This is a genomic window from Nocardia acidivorans NBRC 108247 (genome assembly GCF_001625085.1).
GTDB lineage: Bacteria > Actinomycetota > Actinomycetes > Mycobacteriales > Mycobacteriaceae > Nocardia > Nocardia acidivorans.
In genome coordinates this window covers 1-18,494 of sequence record NZ_BDAW01000020.1, presented here as the reverse complement: position 1 = coordinate 18,494, position 18,494 = coordinate 1, and the positions used below count along the sequence as shown (strand labels likewise).

At 66.4% G+C, this 18,494-nt stretch carries 19 protein-coding genes; 4 read left to right on the top strand and 15 right to left on the bottom strand.

Translation table 11 applies throughout. From position 1 onward, the window contains the following. The first annotated feature begins 31 nt into the window (after positions 1–31). Entirely contained in the window at positions 32–808 is a 777-nt protein-coding gene (locus tag NA10_RS12665) for an HAD family hydrolase (protein WP_067567764.1), read from the top strand. Between the two features lie 26 nt (positions 809–834). On the opposite strand, the gene NA10_RS12660 is transcribed toward NA10_RS12665, so the two are convergent. From NA10_RS12660 to NA10_RS12640, 5 genes are read right to left on the bottom strand one after another with little or no spacing between them, the layout of a single operon-like run. Continuing rightward, positions 835–1,185 (bottom strand): YbaB/EbfC family nucleoid-associated protein, encoded by a 351-nt coding sequence (locus tag NA10_RS12660; RefSeq protein WP_084514575.1) that lies wholly within the window; start codon positions 1,183–1,185, stop codon positions 835–837. Between the two features lie 34 nt (positions 1,186–1,219). Beyond that, positions 1,220–1,429, bottom strand: a complete 210-nt coding sequence (locus NA10_RS12655) for a hypothetical protein (protein ID WP_067567637.1) — start codon at positions 1,427–1,429, stop codon at positions 1,220–1,222. Positions 1,430–1,436: 7 nt separating this feature from the next. Further along, entirely contained in the window at positions 1,437–2,900 is a 1,464-nt protein-coding gene (locus NA10_RS12650) for an ADP-ribosyltransferase (RefSeq protein WP_067567634.1), read from the bottom strand. A 4-nt stretch (positions 2,901–2,904) separates the two neighbouring features. Continuing rightward, positions 2,905–3,204, bottom strand: coding sequence for a WXG100 family type VII secretion target (locus NA10_RS12645; RefSeq protein WP_067567630.1), 300 nt, complete (start codon positions 3,202–3,204; stop codon positions 2,905–2,907). After that, entirely contained in the window at positions 3,201–3,515 is a 315-nt protein-coding gene (locus NA10_RS12640; RefSeq protein ID WP_067567627.1) for a WXG100 family type VII secretion target, read from the bottom strand. Before NA10_RS12640 ends, NA10_RS12645 begins: the two co-directional genes overlap by 4 nt. A gap of 323 nt (positions 3,516–3,838) precedes the next feature. On the opposite strand from NA10_RS12640, the gene NA10_RS12635 reads away from it, so the two are divergent. Next, a complete protein-coding gene (locus NA10_RS12635; RefSeq protein WP_067567624.1) occupies positions 3,839–5,683 on the top strand; it encodes a ThiF family adenylyltransferase in 1,845 nt (614 codons plus the stop codon). After that, positions 5,680–6,711, top strand: coding sequence for a 3-oxoacyl-ACP synthase III family protein (locus tag NA10_RS12630; RefSeq protein WP_084514574.1), 1,032 nt, complete (start codon positions 5,680–5,682; stop codon positions 6,709–6,711). Before NA10_RS12635 ends, NA10_RS12630 begins: the two co-directional genes overlap by 4 nt. Positions 6,712–6,721: 10 nt before the next feature. Here the strand turns inward: NA10_RS12630 and NA10_RS12625 are convergent, their stop codons facing one another. The 8 genes from NA10_RS12625 to NA10_RS12590 all read right to left on the bottom strand — a co-directional run bounded on the left by NA10_RS12625 (position 6,722) and on the right by NA10_RS12590 (position 12,854). Beyond that, the gene (locus NA10_RS12625) at positions 6,722–7,474 is read right to left on the bottom strand and encodes an isocitrate lyase/PEP mutase family protein (RefSeq protein WP_067567620.1); all 753 of its coding nucleotides are present in this window, start codon (positions 7,472–7,474) and stop codon (positions 6,722–6,724) included. 86 nt (positions 7,475–7,560) lie between these two features. Beyond that, entirely contained in the window at positions 7,561–8,280 is a 720-nt protein-coding gene (dhaM, locus tag NA10_RS12620) for a dihydroxyacetone kinase phosphoryl donor subunit DhaM (RefSeq protein ID WP_067567616.1), read from the bottom strand. Next, entirely contained in the window at positions 8,277–8,891 is a 615-nt protein-coding gene (gene dhaL, locus NA10_RS12615) for a dihydroxyacetone kinase subunit DhaL (RefSeq protein ID WP_067567760.1), read from the bottom strand. The genes dhaM and dhaL overlap by 4 nt, the downstream gene beginning before the upstream one ends. After that, complete coding sequence (gene dhaK, locus NA10_RS12610; RefSeq protein ID WP_067567613.1) at positions 8,891–9,892, bottom strand: dihydroxyacetone kinase subunit DhaK; 1,002 nt, start codon at positions 9,890–9,892, stop codon at positions 8,891–8,893. The genes dhaL and dhaK overlap by 1 nt, the downstream gene beginning before the upstream one ends. Positions 9,893–9,932: 40 nt before the next feature. Beyond that, a complete protein-coding gene (locus NA10_RS12605) occupies positions 9,933–10,667 on the bottom strand; it encodes a hypothetical protein (RefSeq protein ID WP_067567610.1) in 735 nt (244 codons plus the stop codon). An 80-nt stretch (positions 10,668–10,747) separates the two neighbouring features. After that, entirely contained in the window at positions 10,748–11,509 is a 762-nt protein-coding gene (locus NA10_RS12600) for an AIM24 family protein (RefSeq protein ID WP_067567606.1), read from the bottom strand. Positions 11,510–11,516: 7 nt separating this feature from the next. After that, entirely contained in the window at positions 11,517–12,221 is a 705-nt protein-coding gene (locus NA10_RS12595) for an AIM24 family protein (RefSeq protein ID WP_067567602.1), read from the bottom strand. A 9-nt stretch (positions 12,222–12,230) separates the two neighbouring features. Beyond that, entirely contained in the window at positions 12,231–12,854 is a 624-nt protein-coding gene (locus NA10_RS12590) for an AIM24 family protein (RefSeq protein ID WP_067567598.1), read from the bottom strand. Between the two features lie 112 nt (positions 12,855–12,966). On the opposite strand from NA10_RS12590, the gene NA10_RS12585 reads away from it, so the two are divergent. After that, positions 12,967–14,202, top strand: coding sequence for a TerD family protein (locus tag NA10_RS12585; RefSeq protein ID WP_067567595.1), 1,236 nt, complete (start codon positions 12,967–12,969; stop codon positions 14,200–14,202). A 10-nt stretch (positions 14,203–14,212) separates the two neighbouring features. Here the strand turns inward: NA10_RS12585 and NA10_RS12580 are convergent, their stop codons facing one another. Both NA10_RS12580 and NA10_RS12575 read right to left on the bottom strand, forming a co-directional pair. Continuing rightward, positions 14,213–15,787: a glycosyltransferase family 87 protein gene (locus NA10_RS12580; RefSeq protein WP_067567758.1), complete on the bottom strand. Its 1,575-nt coding sequence runs from the start codon at positions 15,785–15,787 to the stop codon at positions 14,213–14,215. A gap of 93 nt (positions 15,788–15,880) precedes the next feature. Then, on the bottom strand, positions 15,881–18,067 hold the full coding sequence (locus NA10_RS12575; protein ID WP_245677175.1) for a transglycosylase domain-containing protein: 2,187 nt from the start codon (positions 18,065–18,067) through the stop codon (positions 15,881–15,883). Positions 18,068–18,494 lie beyond the last annotated feature (427 nt).

Below are 18,494 nucleotides of genomic sequence, written 5' to 3'. Positions count from 1 at the left end.
AACACTGATCGCGACCGATCTCGATCGCACCATGATCTACTCCCGCAACGCCTTCGGCGCGGACCCGAATCCGCCCGCGGTCTGCGTGGAGCATTACCAGGGCGCACCGCTGTCGTATATGACGATCGCCGCCGTCGAGAGCCTGCGCACCCTGGCGCGGACGGCGGCCGTCATTCCCACCACCACGCGAACCATCAAGCAGTTCAAGCGAATCGGCCTCCCGGGCGCACCGTGGCGCTACGCCGTCACCACCAATGGCGGCAATATTCTGCACAACGGCATCCCGGACACCCGCTGGCGCAGCACCCTCGACGCGCGGGTGCGCACGAGCAGCGCCACCCTCTCCGCGGTGAACGCCGAACTGCTGACCCGCATAGAGGACTCGTGGGCGAAGAAATTCCGAGTCGCCGACCACCTCTTCTGCTACCTGGTGGTCGACCTCGACCACCTCCCCGCCGACTTCCTGGCCGAATGGGACGCCTGGTGCCGCCCCCGCGGCTGGTCCGCCTCCCAACAGGGCCGCAAAATCTACACCATGCCCGATGCGGTGTGCAAGAGCCGCGCCGTAGCCGAAGTCCGCCGTCGCCTGGAACTTTCGGGCGATCTGGACGATTCCGCCCGATTGTTCGCGGCAGGCGACGGTGCTCTCGATGCCGAAATGCTGCGCGCCGCCCACAGCGCCATCCGCCCTCGCCACGGTGAGCTCGAGCAACTCGGCTGGACCCACCCGAACCTGACCGTCACCGCGGCCTCCGGCATTCGAGCCGGCGAGGAAATCCTCGACTGGTTCACCGACGCGATCAACTGACCTTCGAGACCGCAAACCTCACGAAGCTACATCGAATGAGTGATGCGCACCGGAGCGGGCTCTTCCCACACTTCCGATTTGGGTTCAGCTTTCGGTATCGCCCGCTCAGGCGAATCCACCAGCTCCGCGAATACCCTCGTGACCTCAGCCTCGGCTCGCTGCCTGGCAGTCTCATGGCACTGCGATATGGCTTTAGCCAATCGCGCGGGCTCGACAGACATCGCCGACTGCGAGATCCGGAGATCGGTGATAGTTCCATTCATATCGACTTCAACGACCACCGCCCCACCGGACGTCTGGGCCTGACCTCGAACCTGCGAAATCACATTCTGAATATAAGCGCGGCGAGCAGCCGCGCGGTCTGGATCAGTGATCATTGGTAGCCTTTGGTCGCACGGAGAACACGTGCCATCAACGATGGTCAGGATCGAATTCTGTCCCACTGGTGTCGTCGTAGAATTTGTGACCAAGCTCCACGCGCTCTTCGGGTCGCACAGCGTCCCGCTTCTTCCTGGCTTCGCCCAAAAGATGAAGCGCCGCAGCTATCTCCTCATCGTTCGGTGGCTGTACGGCGGCCTCTTCCGGTGTCGAGAAGGTCTTTCCCGCGAACTTCTCACTCATAGTTACGCTACCTTTCGAGCATTTTAATGATCGTCTTACCTGTCACAGAATCTGTAAACCTATCCAGAATGAAGAAGTTACTGCCAGGGGGAAAGAGTACTTCGTCCTCACCTTGGGCCAATGAGTACGGATCTATATTCTTTCCAGTTTTCGATACAATCTCAAATTCGACATCTCCAGGAAATGTGCCGTCTGCTCTAGATGTTGTGCTGGTGAAGGCATCCTCGGTAACTACTTCGCCTTTTTGATATGTTGAGAGTACGTCTGCGGGTAAATTGGTGCCCCGGTATACAACTCCGTTGTAGTCCGGTAACTTCGCAAGCGCATCCTCAATGGCTTTTATTCGGGCCTGTTGGGCCGCATCTGCCGTCCCATTCCTGAGCACTTCATTCAGTTTCTGAAAACCCATCCCAGTGTAGTCCTCCAGCGCACGCAAGTCCGCATCCGTGAGAGCTGCTTTAGTGGTAACTCCCCCGGCACCGGCTACCTCCTCCTCGATGGTCTTGGCTTCGAGGGCAGCGACATCGTCGAGTTCCTTGCCTGTGTTGGCGAGCACGCGTTCTGCTTTGGCTGCGACAGTGAGGGCGTCATCTATTTTTGCCGCGGTCACGGCTTCGGTGACCGCTGTGGCACAGGCGTCAATGTCTTTGGCGAACTTCGCTGCGGTGACGGCGCTGAGAACCAACCCGGCTCCGGCGGTGACCAGGGCTGCGAGGATATCGATCGCCAGGTAGATGATGATCGCCTTCTCGAGTTCCTTGAAGGCGGTCTCGATGGCTTTGCGCAGCTCGAGGAGGGGCCTGTTGAGGTTCTCGCAGGCGGTGCCGAGTTGATCGGCGGACTTGTAGACGTTGTGCCCGGATCGTTTGAGTTTGGCCAATTGGTCCAGTAGGTCGCCGATTTCGGGTGAGTCGATCTTGGCCAGGGTGTTGTTGACGCCGCTGATGCGGTAGGCGGCCTGGGCGATGGATTCGGTAGCGGCGAAGTCGTGCCAGGCGCCGGCGGCCTTGCTGAGTTTGTCGGTGTCGCCATCCGGGATGTGGACGTGGATCTTCTCCATTACCTGGGCGATACCGCACAACAGTCCGTCGCCGGGGCCTCCGGCGGAGGACGGACCGACCCAGCACAATTCCACTGGGACCTCTGCTGAGGCCGGTTTGGTGGGACCGGCGCCCTTGGCGGGGTTGGTGTCCGCGTTGTAGTTGGCGAGTGCGTGGTTGTAGCCCGCCAGGCTCACCAGACCGGCGAAATACTTCAGTGTCTGTGCGAGCTTGCGGCCATTGTCGATGGTGTCGGAAGCACGAGTGTCGTAGCTGGTGGCCCACTGCTTGGCCGCGTCACTGGACCCGGACATCGATCCGGTGCCGTAGAGCGCGTTCACGAGTTTGGTGGTGGCGGCATCGATATCGACACCGAGATCGGTGAGGGTTTTGGCACCGTCGTAGAACGTCTGCGGGTTCACGCTGACCACGAGGTCACCTGCCGCCGAACATTTGGGTATTCGCCCCGATCGCCGCGGTGTACTGGCCGTGTGCGTTGCGGGCCACGGTGCTCATGTCCGTCACCCCCCGTGCGAATTCCTGCGCGCCGGTGAGCCATTGGCGATGTGCGTCCTCATACGCGGCGGCTCCCGCGCTGTCCCAGCCGCCCGCGCGCAGCTTGGCGACCTCACGATCGAGAGCGGTGAACTGATCGCCCAGAAATTTCGCGAGGTTCGACATCCGTGCCACGATGGCGTCCAGTTCGGTCAGATTCACCGAGTACTCGTCGCTCACGGCAGATCCAAGCTCGTGAACCGGTCGGCGGACAGCAGGTCCTGGCCGGTATAGGTTTCGGCGGCCACACCCAGCTTGCCGGCCATTGTGGTCAGGGCATCGATGATCGTCCGCCCGCCTTCGGCGCATTCGTTCCAGCCGGTGCCGAAGGACGTGGCCGCGGTGCCGGTCCAGGTGAGCGAATCAACCTCTCGCCCTGTCGATTCCAGTGACGAACGTAAGGTTTCCGCTACGTCCAGCGCGAACTTGCCCAGCGCTCGCACATCCTCGGGGACGACGAACAGGCCCCCCGAGCCCCCCTCATCAGTCATAGCCGGAAAGCTATCACCATTGCCCGGCCGACGCGCCTCGGTCCCCGCTACCACCGAACCCCGCGGTGCTCGCACACGGCGACCCGTCCGCGCGGGGTAATCAGACCACGCAGTTCGGCGCGCGCCGATGCCCCGTGTCCAATCCGGGGTACTGAAATCGCGTCCTGCTAATCTTCAGCAAACGTGTTTCGGTGCATGCCGATTCAGCTTTCAGCTTCAACTTCCGGCACTGATCGCGTACCACACGGTCTCAAATTCTTTCACTCGGAAGGGAATTCTGCGTGGCATTCTCCGGTGGACCTCGGACGACCCGGGACGGTTCCGTGGACGACACCAATGTTCCTGCGCAATGGCATATTTCGGCTTTTCACGTGCCGCGGTACGGCACCGGTCACGAGGGTCTGGTGGGACGGGTGCGCGAGATGCGCGCCCGCATCCTCTACGACCACGGCCGCCGGCCCGACTTCCGCGCCGAGGACGGCTCCCATCGCGATGACCAGGACTTGGATTACGGCGCATGGCATTTCATCGCCAGACGGGATCCGGACGGTGAACCGCTCGGCTATATCAGACTCGCCACACCCGGTACCGAAGAGCTGTTCCAGTCGCGCGTTTTCCTCGGCGAGACCGAGTACCGCAGGGTGCTCGAGGCCGAGGGGGTTGCGCCCGAGGCGGTCTTCGAACACAGCCGATTGGTGATCGAGCAACGATCCCGCAAATTAGGTTTGGGGGTCTGTTTGAATGCCGTCGCCATCGGCGCTGCGCACCATCTGGGGGCCGAGATCATGATCGGCACCTCCGGCACCGGGGACGGGCAGGACCGATTCCACGGCCGCTTCGGCTTCCAACCGGTACCGGGCACCCGCCGGTACGTCGAGCGCTATGCCGAGGACGTCGTCATCCTGGTGCACCGGACCGACAGGGGCGCAGGGGAATACACCGACCTCGTCGCCGAATGGCGCGCGAAGTTCCCCGCGCTGGCCGCCGCCGGCGGTGGCGAGTGGGTGGTCGAACAGCGGGAGCGGCATCCCGAACCGGTGGCGCTGCGCACGGCGCGCACCCGCGCGCCGGACTGCTGGCGTCCGGTGCTCTTCGAACCCCGCAACGACGTCGACCGCGCGGCCTTCAGCGCCATGCTGGAATCCGACGACGTCACCGCCGTGCACGACACCATCGACAGCCAGCTGATCGAGCTGATCCGCAGTCGCGAACCGCATCGCCGCTTCACCGAGGCGGAACTGGCGGAGCGGGTGCGCGAACAGTTGGCCGGGGCCGAGCCCTGGTCGTACGGTGCGTGGGCCTGGTATCCGTGGTCGGGGCGACTGGTGCACGTGCTGCCGCGCGAGGAGTTCCGCCTGGTGCGCACCGATCGCAATCGGGAGAAGATCCAGCGCCCGCAACAGCGCCGACTGCTCGGGCGGCGGATCGGGGTGATCGGGCTGTCGGTGGGCAGTAGCGCCGCGATCACCCTGGCCCTGGAGGGTGTGGGCGGCGCGTTCCGGCTCGCCGACTTCGACGAGCTGAGCCTGTCGAATATGAATCGGCTGCGCGCGGGCGTCCACGATCTCGGCGTCGGCAAGGCGGTGCTCTGCGCCCGCCAGCTCTATGAGATCGACCCGTACCTGGAGGTGGAGATCCTGCCGCAGGGCCTCACCGACGCCACCATGGAGGAGTTCTTCCACGGCGCCGAGACCCCGATCGACCTGCTGGTGGAGGAGTGCGACACCCCGTACATCAAGCTCGCCGCCCGCGAATACGCACGCGCGGTGGGCATTCCGGTGGTGATGGACTGCAATGACCGCGGCATGCTCGATATCGAGCGCTTCGATCTGGAGCCGGATCGACCGCTGCTGCACGGCCGACTGGGCGACACCCGCGCCGCCGAGCTGGCGGGGCTGAGCGCCGCGGAGCGCGCCGAGCTGATTCTGGCCATGGTCGACGCGGACCGCATCAGTCCGCAACTGGCCGCCGCATTCCCGGAAATCGGTCGCACGCTGAGCAGTTGGCCGCAGCTCGCCTCCGATGTGGCGCTCGGCGGTGCGCTGGTCACCGAGGCCGCACGGCGCATCCTGCTGGGCGAAGCCTGCGAATCGGGCCGTTTCTACGTGGACCTGGCCGAGCTGATCACCCCCGAGCGCAATACCGCGGCCTTCGCGGCGACGCTGTGAACGGGCTGGAGGAGGCGGCCGGGAACTGCGCCGTCGATGTCCGCCTGGCCATTCCGATCACGGTGGCGGGCAGTGGAATTCATCTGCCGGCGACCGTCGTCACCAACCGGCAGCTGACCGAGACGCTCGACACCACCGACGAATGGATCGTGCGCCGCACCGGCATTCGGGAACGCCGCCGGCTGGCCCCGGATCAGGCGGTCTCGGATATGTGCGTGGCCGCGGGCCGACCGGCGCTGCTCGACGCCGGAATCGCGGCCGCCGATCTGGATGCCGTCATCGTGGCCTCCTACACCGGCGATCAACCGTTGCCGTCGACCGCGCTGATCGTCAAGGAGCAGCTCGGCGCGGAGCGCGCGCTACCGCTGGATGTCACCCAGGCCGCGTGCGCCAACGGGCTGCAGGCGATTCTGCTCGCGGCGCATCTGCTGGAGGTGTCGGCGCGCGCGGTGCTGGTGATCGCCGCGGACTGCGCGTCCCGGGTCACCGATCCACTGGAGCGGACCACCGGGGTGTTCTTCGGTGATGCCGCCGGAGCCGTGGTGCTCAAGCGCGGCGCGGCGGCCGGGGCGGGTCTGCTCTCCTGGGACTTCGGCTCGAAACTCTCCTATGACGTGCAGATTCCGGCGGGTGGTTCCCGATCGCCGACCAGCGCGGACACCGTGGCGAACCGCGCGCACTACCTGAAGATGGACGGCCGTGCCGTCTGGGAGACCGCGACACGCGCTCTCCCGCACAGTATTCGGACCGCCGTGGACCGCGCCGGATTGACCGTGGCCGAGATCGACCACTTCTTCCTGCACCAGGCGAATCTGAATATTCTCCAGGCGGCCATGGCCGAACTCGGTGTGCCGATGGACCGCGCGCCGGTCACCCTGGACCGGCTCGGCAATACCGGCTCCGCCGGGGTTTTCACCGCACTGCATCAGGCCCGCACCGAACACCGGGTCGGTGCGGGCGACACCTATCTGCTTTCCGCCATCGGTGCCGGATTCCAGTGGGGCACACTGTGTTTCCGACACTCCTGACGGAATCGACTCAGCGCCAAGGGCCGAACAGCCCATTGGCATACGCGGTGAGCGCATTCTGCAGGAAGGGTCCGAAACTCACTCGGGCGACGCCCAATTCGGCGAAATAGGCGCGCCCGCCCTGATCGGGAATGCCGATCGAGTTGATCGGCAAGGGCAGTTCACCGGTGAGGCGGCGCAGCACCTCGGGCTCATGCCGCCCCACCGGATACAGCACATCGGCCCCGGCCGCCGCGGCGAGATTCAGCCGCTCCAGCGCACTGTCGAGCCGTTCGGCCGGGGTCCCGGTATCGGGCCGCAGGAATACGTCGGTACGCGCGTTGATCACGAAGTGCACACCGGTGGCGTCCGCGGCCCGCCGCAGTTCACCCACCAGATCGGCGTGTTCGCGCGGTTCCCGCAGTCGCCCGCCCGCACTGTGCACGGTGTCCTCGATATTGAGCCCGACCGCCCCGGCCTCGAGCAGTCCCTCGATGAGGGTGGCGGGCTTCTGCGCGTATCCGGATTCGATATCCACCGACACCGGAATGTCCACCGCCGCGGTGATCTCCCGAATCCGCGCGGTGACCTCGGGGAAGGTCATCCCCTCCTGGTCTTTCCTGCCGAGCGAATTGGCCAGCGGATGGCTCCCGACGGTAATGGCCGCGAACCCGGCGTCCTGCACCAGTTTCGCCGACCAGGCATCCCACACCGTAGGCAGAATCACCGGATTGCCCGGCTGATGCAGTGCGAGAAATGTAGTGGCTTGCTCCGTGAGCGTCATACCCCGATCCTGCCCCTCCCCGCCGACCGGCGAAAGGCGGGCTGCGTCACCGCGTGTCGAGCCGCCGGGGCACCGCGAATCGCGTGTCAGGAACCGGAGATCGCTTCGCGGACGCGATCGATCGCCGTATGCGCGTCGGGACCGAGGGCGGACACCTCGAGTCGATGACCGGGCAGCACCCCGAGGGTCAGGACTCGGGTGAGGCTGTCGGCCGGAACCGGTCCGGTGCCCGCGGTGGCATTGCGGAGTTCGATATCGGCATCCAGATCCCGCAGTGCCGCAACGAGTTCGGCGGCCGGACGAGCGTGCAGGCCGTGCGGATCGGTCACCTCGAATACGGCGACCGTACGCGGTGCGGTCGCCGGGGTCGCCGGGTCCGGCGGGGCAGCGATATCCGGATCGCCGGGACCGCCCAGTTGCGCGCGCTTGGCGTCCAAGGCGTTCTCGGCTTCGCGCGCGACCGTTTCCAGGTCCGCCCCGCCGCCCGCCGAGGCCAGTGCGGCGATCAGCCCCTCCACGAACGGCGCGGTGCACAGGCGCACGCGCACAGGCGAATCCAGCAGTTCGACGGCGGTCTCGGCGGAGAGCACGGCACTGCCGAGATCCATCAGGACCAGGACGCCGTCGCCGCTGTCGGCGGCGGTGATGGCCTCGGCCACGGCGACCGCATCGGTTCCCAGGGCGTTTTCGTATGCGCCCGCGGCCATTTCGATCCGCACCGGCTGCGTGGGGAGCAGTTCGGTCGCCAGGGCGACGGCGGCGCGGGCGAGGGGGCGGCTGTGCGACACCACCACCAGGCCGATCATCGCAGCGCCCGTCGCGCGGCGCGGACCAGCAGCACGGCACTGGTCGCGCCCGGATCCCGGTGGCCCGCACTGCGTTCGCCGAGATAGGAAGCCCGTCCCTTGCGGGCGATGAGGGGTGTCGTGGCGTCGCGACCGGTTTCGGCGGCGGCCACGGCCGCATCGAGAGCATCCGGGCCGGACGTGCCCGCCGCCACCTGTTCGTCGAGGGCGTCGGCGGCGGGGGCCAGGGCGTCGACCATGGTCTTGTCCCCGGGTTCGGCCTTGCCGCGTGCGATGACGCCTTCGAGACCGGCGCGGAACGCACGTGCGAAATCCGCTGTGCCCGAACCACTGTCGATCGCCGTGCCGAAACGCAGGAAGAAGGTTCCGTACAGCGGTCCGCTCGCACCGCCGATGCCGCGGATGAGCGCCATGGCGGTCTGCTTGTACATCTCGGCCGGTGTGGCGGGTGTCGAATCATCCAGCGCCGCAACGGCCGCGGCCAGGCCGCGCCGCATATTGGTGCCGTGGTCGGCATCGCCGACGGCCGCGTCCAGCGCGGTCAATTCCTCGGCGTGCGCATCGACCAGTGCCGCGAACTCGCGGATCCAGATCGCCGCGTCCACCCGCATCAGATGCCCCACCGCAATGCGGGTGTGCGGACCGGCGCGTCCCAGAGCGTGATCAGCTCCTGGTCCAGCCGGGTGAGCGTCACCGAACAGCCCGCCATATCGAGCGAGGTGATGTACGAACCCACCAGTGAGCGTTCGATATGCACCCCGTGCCCGCGCAGCAGCCGCGCCACCTCGCCGAACATCAGGTACAGCTCGATCAGCGGGGTGCCGCCCATCCCGTTGACGAAGCAGAGCACCCGATCACCCCGGGCGAACGGCAGATCCGCCAGAATCGGTTCGACCAGCAGGGCGGCGATATCGCGGGCGGGGGCCAGCGGTACCCGGCGGCGGCCGGGTTCGCCGTGGATGCCGATGCCGATCTCCATTTCGTCCGCACCCAGTTCGAAGGTCGGATGTCCGACGGCGGGGACCGTGCCGGAGGTCAAAGCCATTCCCATACTGCGCGATTCGGTATTCACCCGGGTGGCGATGCGCGCGACCTCGACGAGTGGCCGCCCGGCCGCGGCCGCGGCGCCCGCCATCTTCTCCAGGATTACGGTGGCCCCGACCCCGCGCCGCCCGGCGGTATAGAGGCTGTCCTGGACCGCGACATCGTCGTTCACCACCACCGAGATGACCTCGGTCCCGGTCTCCGCGGCGGCGAGTTCGGCGGCCATATCGAAATTCATCACATCGCCGGTGTAATTCTTCACGATGTGCAGCACGCCCGTCCCGGCGTCGACGGCGGTGGTGGCGGCCAGAATCTGATCGGGGACCGGCGAGGTGAATATCTCCCCGGCACACGCGGCGTCGAGCATGCCGTGACCGACGAATCCGGCGTGCAGGGGTTCATGTCCGGAGCCGCCGCCCGAGACCAGGCCCACCTTGCCGGGAACGGGTGCGTCGGCGCGCAGGACGACCCGCTGTTCGGCATTCACGCGCAACTCCGGGTGGGCGACCGCCATGCCCGCGAGCGCGGCATCGACCACCTCGGCGGGATCATTGATCAGTTTCTTCACCGAATTGTCTCCTCGCCGGACGGGTTCGGGTCCGCGACGCTCAGGTCGCCACGTCGTCCTCCAGTGTGCGCGCCAATGCGATATCGGTGACCAACTGCACCATCAGGTCCCGTAATTCGCAGTCCGGCAGGTGGTGGGCGGCGAATTCGAATGGCTCGGACACGTCCAGGCCGCCCTGGGTGGCCTCCAGGATCACCCACGGAATACCGACCTCGGCGACGCCGAGCCGGTCGCGGACCAGATCGGTGGTGTCCTCGACCAATCCGGTGCGGGCGGCGACGGCGGCGGTCATCTGCTCGTCGAGTTCGGCACGGCGCGCCTCCAGCGCGCCCAGATCCGCGCCGATCTCCTGCGAGACGGTGGTGCGCACCGAGCCGTCGTCGAAGACCTGGAAGCCCTCGTTCACCGCCGTTGTGCCGAGCGCGATCTCGGCCTCGGCGAGATCGGGCAGCGTGCGCAGACAGTCCAGCACCGCGTCCAGGGCCACCACCAGGCGATCGCGAATATCGCGCCGGTGCACCAACTCCTGTTCGGCCTGTTCGCGTTCGGTGAGCACCTGCTCCACCGCGCGCCCGATCTGGAAGGCCATGGCGGTGGATTCCGGGGCCCAACCGCCCTGCGGGACATATTCGCCCTCGCCGGGAGTAATGGTGTCCAGGAAGCCGTTCACGGCGTCCAGGAGATCCTCCAATTGCGCCCGGGACACGGCGGGATGCCGGAAGGCGCGCAAATACTGTTCGTGCGCTTCCGCGGGTTCTACCTCACCGTCGCTCACCCGACCGATCCTGCCACGGGTGCGCGGGCGTGCGTAGTAATGGCAGCAAACCTTTGGCGTGCCCTGTTCGGTGTGGGCACTCAGTGGGTCTGCTGCGCGCCCAGCTGCTGCATCACAACGGCCTGGATGCGCTGGAGTCCGCTCGGGGTCATTCCACTCTGCAACTGTCCCTCGATGGTGCGCACCAGGTGCGAATCGTCCAGGATCTTCTCACTGGACTGGATGAGCACGGTCCCGCTGCCGGTGAAGTCGAATTGCCGCTCCTCACCGGAGTTCACACCGAATCTCGCGGCGCCGGCGGCCAGGAAACTCGATACCCAGCGCTGATCGTAATGATGGCTGGGGGAGGGGCAGTCGGCCCAGCCCACCAGCGCCTCGGGGTCCACCCGCAGCGGCGGTTCGGCGAACATGACGGGTCCGTTGGACGATGCCAGAAACCGTCCGGTGCCGATGAGCGTCAGAAATCCGGGCACGATCGACTGATTCAGCGACAGACCCGGTTCGAATGCCAGCAAATTCGCGGCACGGATGGTGAGATTGCCCTCGTCGAGGTCATAGGAGTTGATGTCGTAACCACGATCGCCGATGATCAATTTTCCGTGGCCCTCGGCAACCACATAGTCGCCGGTGAATAATGGAGCTGAAAACTGTTGCGACACCATGTGTAGCAGTCCGCCCTGCAGACCGTGTGTCAATGCCCGGAACTCCATTTGCCCGTAGTACGCGATCATCGCACCCCGGCGCATGAACCACGGTTGGCGCAGATCAATGCTGTAGGCATAATCGTTGCCCGGAAGATTATCGCTTTCAACAAGATTCATCGGATTGAGGAGGGTGCTCATGGCAGTCTCACAGCTTCTGTTCGGAGGCTTGCACGTACACGACGCCCTGGCCGGCGCAGTGCAGTTGCATGGCCTCACCCGACCCGCGCCCGACCGCGTCCCGCCAGCTCAGCGCGGATTTCAATTCCGTCTGCACATTCCCGTAGGCCGCTACGAAAGCCTGCGGGTCGACCACGACGGGGTACTGCCCGCCGACCGGTAGCTCGAAGAAGCCGCCGTGACCGAGCAGTACGGCACTGCCCTGCCCGGACAACTGCGTCGTGAACATGCCCGCGCCGGTGAGCATTCCGCTCGCCGCGCCCCGCAGCGCGCCCATCAAACCGCCACCGCGCCCGCCCTGGCCGCCACCCGAACTCAGCACCGAGACAATCGAACTCTGTAGTCCGGCGGTATTGGCCAGCAGTCGCGACGCCTCCACCCGCAGCACCGCACCCGGCTGCAACCGCACCACGTGCGTCTCCAAACCCGCGAAACCGTAATGCACTTCGCCATTGCCCCGGGCCAGCATGGTGCGCTCGTGCTCACCGGCCATCATGCGCCCGGCCATGCCGACGAGCCCGCCCATTCCGCCCATCTGACCCGCGCCCGGCACCTGATGCGGGGCGAAGGACACCTCGCCGGTGTAGAAGAGCATCGCCCCGGTGCGCGCCACCACGCCACCGGCGCGTGCCACATCCACCTTCACGACTTTCGCGTTGACCTGTTCGAACATTCGCCGTCCCTACCGTTCGGCGGGCTGGATCAACACCACACCCTGCCCGTCCCAGCGCAGCGAGAACGCCTCCCCGCCACCCTGACCCATCACATCGCGCCACGACACATCGGTCACGAAGGACTGTTGCAGATTGCCGCGCGCCGCCACGAAGGCATCCGGATCCACCACCAGCGGATACTGCGGCGACACCTCCAGATGGATCAGCGGCCCGCCCGCCGAGAGCAGGGCCACCTGACCCTGACCGGACACCGTGGTGGTGAACAGCCCCGCACCGGTGGTCGCGCCGCGCAGGCCCGCGAAAGCCACATTGGTACGCAGGTTTCCGGCGAAGGCCAGCAGCTGCTGCGACTCAACCTGCAGGGTGTCGTTGTTCAGATCGACCACGGTCACGTTCTGGCCGTTGACCGCGAAGAACACCCGGCCCTGGCCCGCGCACTCCATCAGGGAGAGCGATTCGCCGGTGGCGCGGCGCTTCAAACCCGCGATCACACCGTCGCCCCCGCCGAAACCGGCGCTCTTGAACTGCACATTGCCCTCGTAGGCGACCATCGAGCCCGCGATCGCCCGGATGCTGGTCCCGGACAGATGAGCCTCGATCACCTTCTTGGACTTCTCGAAAAGCTGTGCCATCGATTCCCCGTACTAGAACTGTGGCGCAACCCTAACCGACCGGGTCTGCCGCTGCGGCCGTCCATTTCTCGTAGAGTGGCAGCGGAAAGCACCGACAAGCGAAGGGTCGACCTTGTCCGCAGCATTGGTGAAGGGCCAGAACGGCTCGCTGACCGTGAACGATGTGGTGATCGGCGTGCAGATCGCCGCGCCCGCGGATCTGTCCGCACTTCTGGTCACCGAGACCGGCAAGGTCCGTTCGGACGCCGACTTCGTCTTCTTCAATCAGCCCAGCGGGCCCGGGGTGAATCTGCAGCCCGGGCCGTCCGGACAGCCCGCCGCGCTGGTGATCTCACTGAGCGCGGTGCCCGCCGGGATCCATCAGATTCGCGCGGTCATCACCCTGGACGAGGCGGGCGATAACTTCGGGCGACTGCCCGCGCCGGTCGCCACGGTCTCCGATCTCGGCGGAAATCCGTTGTACGAGTACCGGATCGAGGGCCTGGACACCGAATCCATCGTCATCGCGCTGGAGGTGTACCGGCGTCAGGGCGGGTGGAAGGTGCGCGCGGTCGGACAGGGCTACGCGGGTGGGTTCGCGGCCCTGGTCACAGATCACGGCGTCCAGGTGAATCAGGCGCGGTCCCAGCCGGTCGAACAGGCCGCATCCGCCGGGGCGTATCCACCGCCGACCGGATCGGCGTATCCGCCTGCCGCACCGGGCTATCGGCCGCAGACTCCCGCACCGGTCTCTGATCCGAGTTCGGATCGCGATCTGCCCAAGAACCATTCGGTCAGCCTGACCAAGGGCCAGCGCATCAATCTGCGCAAGGAGGGCGGCGTGGCGCTGTCCTACATGAAGATGGGGCTGGGCTGGGATCCGGTCAAGCGCGGCGGCATGTTCGGAAACCGCGCCCCCGATATCGATCTGGACGCCTCGGTGGTGATGTTCGCCGACACCCACCCGATCGATGTCGTCTACTACGGCAGCCTGGCGGCCAAGGACGGTTCCATCCGCCACCAGGGCGACAATCTCACCGGTGAGGGCGAGGGCGACGACGAGGTGATCGTGGTCGATCTGACTCGCATCTCCCACCACGTCACCACGCTGGTGTTCATCGTGACCTCATACAAGGGGCACACCTTCGAACAGGTGGCGAACGCGTTCTGCCGCCTGGTCGACGGCACCAACAATGCCGAATTGGCGCGGTTCACCCTGGCGGGCGGGATGCCGTTCACCGGTATGGCCATGGCCAAGGTGTATCGCACGGGCAATAACCAGGATTGGAAGCTGGAGGCGCTGGGCGAGGGCTTCCAGGCCAAACATCCGGGTGAGGCCGTACCCCAGCTGGGACGCTTCCTGCACTGATGATCCCGCGTCAACCGCCCGCCGCGGCGCGGGGCCGCAGCAGCGGCGGCAGCCACGGGTGCCGCGGGTCGGGGGCGCGATCGAGCAGGCCGCCGCCGGGATCGTCCACGCCGTCCCGGCGCACCGGATCGTCGTCGGGGCGGTAGATCTGCCGGATCACCAAGGCGCACAGGATGATCACCGTGATATCGCGGATCGCGACGGTCCCGGTGAACCACTGCTCCGGAATACCCTTCTTGTCGGTGCCGAGGTAGTAGTACATCCGCGGCACCCACACCAGCGCGTCGATCGTCATCCACGCCAACAGGATTCGCCGCTGCGGCAGCGCGAGCACCGCCAGCGGGACCAGCCACAGCGAATACTGCGGGCTCCACACCTTATTGGTGAGCAGGAACGCCGCCACCACCAGGAAGGCCAACTGCGCCAAGCGCGGTCGCCGTGCCGCGGTGAGCCCGATCCAGCCGATGCCGGTGCAGGCGGCCACGAACAGCAGCAGCGAGACCAGGTTCAGCAGGGTCGGGGTCTGCGCGGGTGTCAGCACGCCGTCGAAGCCCTGCCAGCCGGTGAACGAGGTGAAGACGTTGTACACCGAATCCGGGTCGGCATGGCGTTCGGTATTGAGCCGGAAGAACTCTCGCCAGCCCCGGCTGTAGAGCACCGCGATCGGCGCGTTCACCGCCAGCCAGGTGACGGCCGCGGCCGCGACGGTGGCCCCGGCTGCGCTCAGCGGACGCACTCCGCCCCAGCGGGATTCGTCCTCGTCGAGGCGTTCGGCGCGCAGGCACAGCACCACGAGCGGGCCCAGCAGCAGCAGCGGATACAGTTTCGCCGCCCCGCCCAGGCCGAGCAGAATGCCCGCCAGCACCGGTCGCTTACGCGCCCACGCCAACAGTCCACCGGCCGCGAAAGCCGTTGCGAGCGTGTCGAAATTGGTGAACGCGTGCACCAGCACCAGCGGCGACAGCGCCATCAGCGCCGCATCCCATACCCGCCGACCCGCCAATTGCGCTGCGGCCCAGATGGTTACCAGCCACGCCAGCGCCAATCCGACGGCAACCACATTGAAGTAGATGACCACCTCGAGTGCACCGGGCAGCGGAGATTGCTTCCACGCCTTGGCGATTCCCATTGCGCCGTACTGATAGAGCCCGGACAGCACCGGATACTCCATATACCGCGTCTCGGGCTTGCCGTCACCGCCGAAGTCGGTCCACTGCTTCTTGTACGGGAACGCGCCCTCGTTCAGATGTTCCGCGCCGTACAGCGGCACCGTATCGGAGTAGCACATGGCCACGTACTGGCGGCTGTTGTTCCAATCCAACCCGATCCCGCCCGCGCCGTCGGGAGCCTGCTGAATACAGGCCGCCTTGCCGAACCAGCTCAGCGCCAGGAAGAGCACCGCGAACGCCATGAGCACCCGCATGGGCGTCCAGAACCGGACCCGCCCGATGAGCGCGTGATCACCGACCGGGCCGCCGATCAGATCGCACAGCTGCGCGGTGAGCGTATCGGTGCGACTGGGCTTGTCACGGTCGTCGACCGACCGCAGATCGGCGGCCAGTGGTGCGGGGGAGACATACCGCACCGGGGCGGACGGGCCGGGTTCCGGTGCGCCACCGGCCGACTCGCCGAGGGCGGTCGACCGGTGTGTCACTTCCTGCTCGATCACGCCTCGAGGCTACCGATTGCGTGGAGTCCCGTTGCCGTTGCCGTTCCCGTTGCCGTTGCCGTTGCCGTTCCCATTACCGCCCCCACCGCTATTGGGTGTGGTCGTGAGCGGTGAACCATCCGAGGGCGCCACCGGTTGTCCGGACATCGGACCCGCGCCCGGATCCGTCGACGGCTGCGGTTGCGCCCGCTGCTGGTTCTGCGGGTTCGGCGCGATACCTGGCACCGGAATCGTGATGCCGGGCAGGATCTCGACCTGGCTCTGGGTGATCACCGGCGGCAGAATCGGCGCGTCGGTGGTCGAAGGCGCGGTGTACGGCGCGGACCAGGACGGCACACCCGCCTGGCCACCGATGGTGCCCGGCTTGGGGAACTTGCTGTTCGGCACACCCTTGAGCGCACCGTCCATGGTGCCCTTCCAGATATCGGCGGGCAGGCCGGAGCCGTAGATCATGCCGCCGTTGGCATTTCGCAGCTTCACACCCTGTTCGGTGCCCATCCAGACCGCGGTGGAGAGCTCCGGGGTGAAACCGACCATCCAGGAGTCACGGTTCTCACCGGTGTCGCCGAGCTGGTTGGTACCGGTCTTGGTGGCCGATTCCCGGCCGCCGGCCAGATTGTGATTACGCGACCACGCCGCGATCGGCTTCATGGCATCGGTGACATTGTCCGCCACCGCGGCCGAAACTCGCTGCTCGCCAGCGGTTTCGCCGCGATCGAGCAGTACGGTGCCCTCCGAGGTGACCACCTTCTGCACGAAATGCGGTGCGCGGTACATGCCCGAGGCGGCCAGGGTGGCGTACGCGGAGGCCATATCGAGCGGCCGCACCTGGTACTGACCCAGCACCACACCGTTGTTGGGGCCGCTGCCGTCGGGTTCGGTCAGCGATTTGCCGACGCCCGGGATGTTCTCCGGAATGCCGAGCTTATGCGCCATATCGGCGATCTTCTGCGGGCCGTTGCCCGGCATATCCAGCATCATCCGGTAGAAGCTGGTGTTCAACGAGCGCTTGAGCGCCTCGGCGATGGTGCACATACCGCACTGCTCGCCCTCGACATTGGTGATCTTGATGCCGTTCACCGTCACCGGCGAGGAGTCGTACAGCGTAGAGAGCGGTTTGCCCAGTTCCAGGTTCTCGGCCAGACCGAAGACCTTGAACGAAGAGCCCGGCGGCAGACCGGCATTGGCGAAGTCATAACCCTGACCATCGGTGCCGCCGTAGTAGGCGCGCACCGCACCGGTCTTGGGATCCACCGACACCACCGCGGTGCGCAGGATGTCCGGCTCTCCGTCCATGGTCTTGTTCACCGAATCGACCGCGGCCTGCTGGGCCTTCTGATCGATGGTGGTGGTGATCTGCAGACCCTCGGTGTTCAGCTCGTGTTCGCTGATGCCCGCGGCCTCGAGCTCCTTGAGCACCTGGGTCTTGATCAGGCCCTCCGGACCGCTGTCCATGGTCTTGTCACCGGCGGCCTGCGCGGCCGGAATCACCTGCGGGTACTGCATTCCCGCGCGCTGCGCCGCGGGCAGGTTGCCGCCGGAGACCATACCGTCGAGCACATAGTTCCAGCGCGTCTGCGCGCCCTTGGGGTTCTTCTCCGGATCCAGGTTGGACGGCTGCTGAATCGTCGCCGCCAGCATCGCGCCCTCGGCGGGATCGAGTTCGGAGACCTTCTTGCCGAAGTACGCCTTCGACGCCGCGTCGATGCCGTACGCGCCGCGGCCGAAGTAAATGGTGTTCAGGTACGCGGTGAGAATGTCGTCCTTGGACCACTGCCGCGCCATCTTGGCCGAGATCACCAGCTCGTGCAGTTTACGGCTGAGCGAGCGCTCGTCACCGACCATGGCGTTCTTCACATACTGCTGGGTGATCGTGGAACCACCACCGGCACTGGCCTTTCCCATCACATTGTCGCGCGCGGCGCGCACGAAGCCCGAGATGGAGAAGCCCGGATTGGTGTAGAAGTCGCGATCCTCGGCCGCGATCACCGCATTGCGCACGTGCGGCGGGATCTGGTCGATGGTCACATCGGACCGGTTGCCTTCCGGCGGAACCACTTTGGACAGCACCGAGGTGCCGTCCGCCATGAACATGGTGGCCACCTGGTTGGTCTTGATGTCACCGGCCTTGGGCACGTCCACGGTCGAGTACGCGACCAGGAACATGGTGCTGGGCGCGACGATGAACAGCGCCATGATCACGTAGCAGACCCGGCGGACGATCTTCCAGGTGGATTTCCTCTTCGGTCGGCGCGCACCGCCACCGCCGCCACCGGGGCCCTCGCCACCGGGACGCCGCGGCGGCGGACCGCCCGGAGCGCCACCCTGGGGACGGCGATTCACGACGGCGTTCCCGCCGGTCGGCGGGCGCGAGCGCTCGTCACCGCGAGTCCGGTCGGCGGTCCCCGCACCCGCGCGAGCCTGCACCCGCGGAGCGCGATCGGAAACCCGCTCGGCGCGATCGGAGGTCGCAGCCCGCTGCAGATGCGGGGGAACGGCTTGGCGGCCACCGGTATTCATCTTCTGGGTGGCATCGGGCGCGGGCAGCTTGCGGGTCGCGTCCGGAGCGGGGCGGCCACCCTGCGGCGGCGGACCCGGACGGCGCGGCGGCTGACCCGCGGGC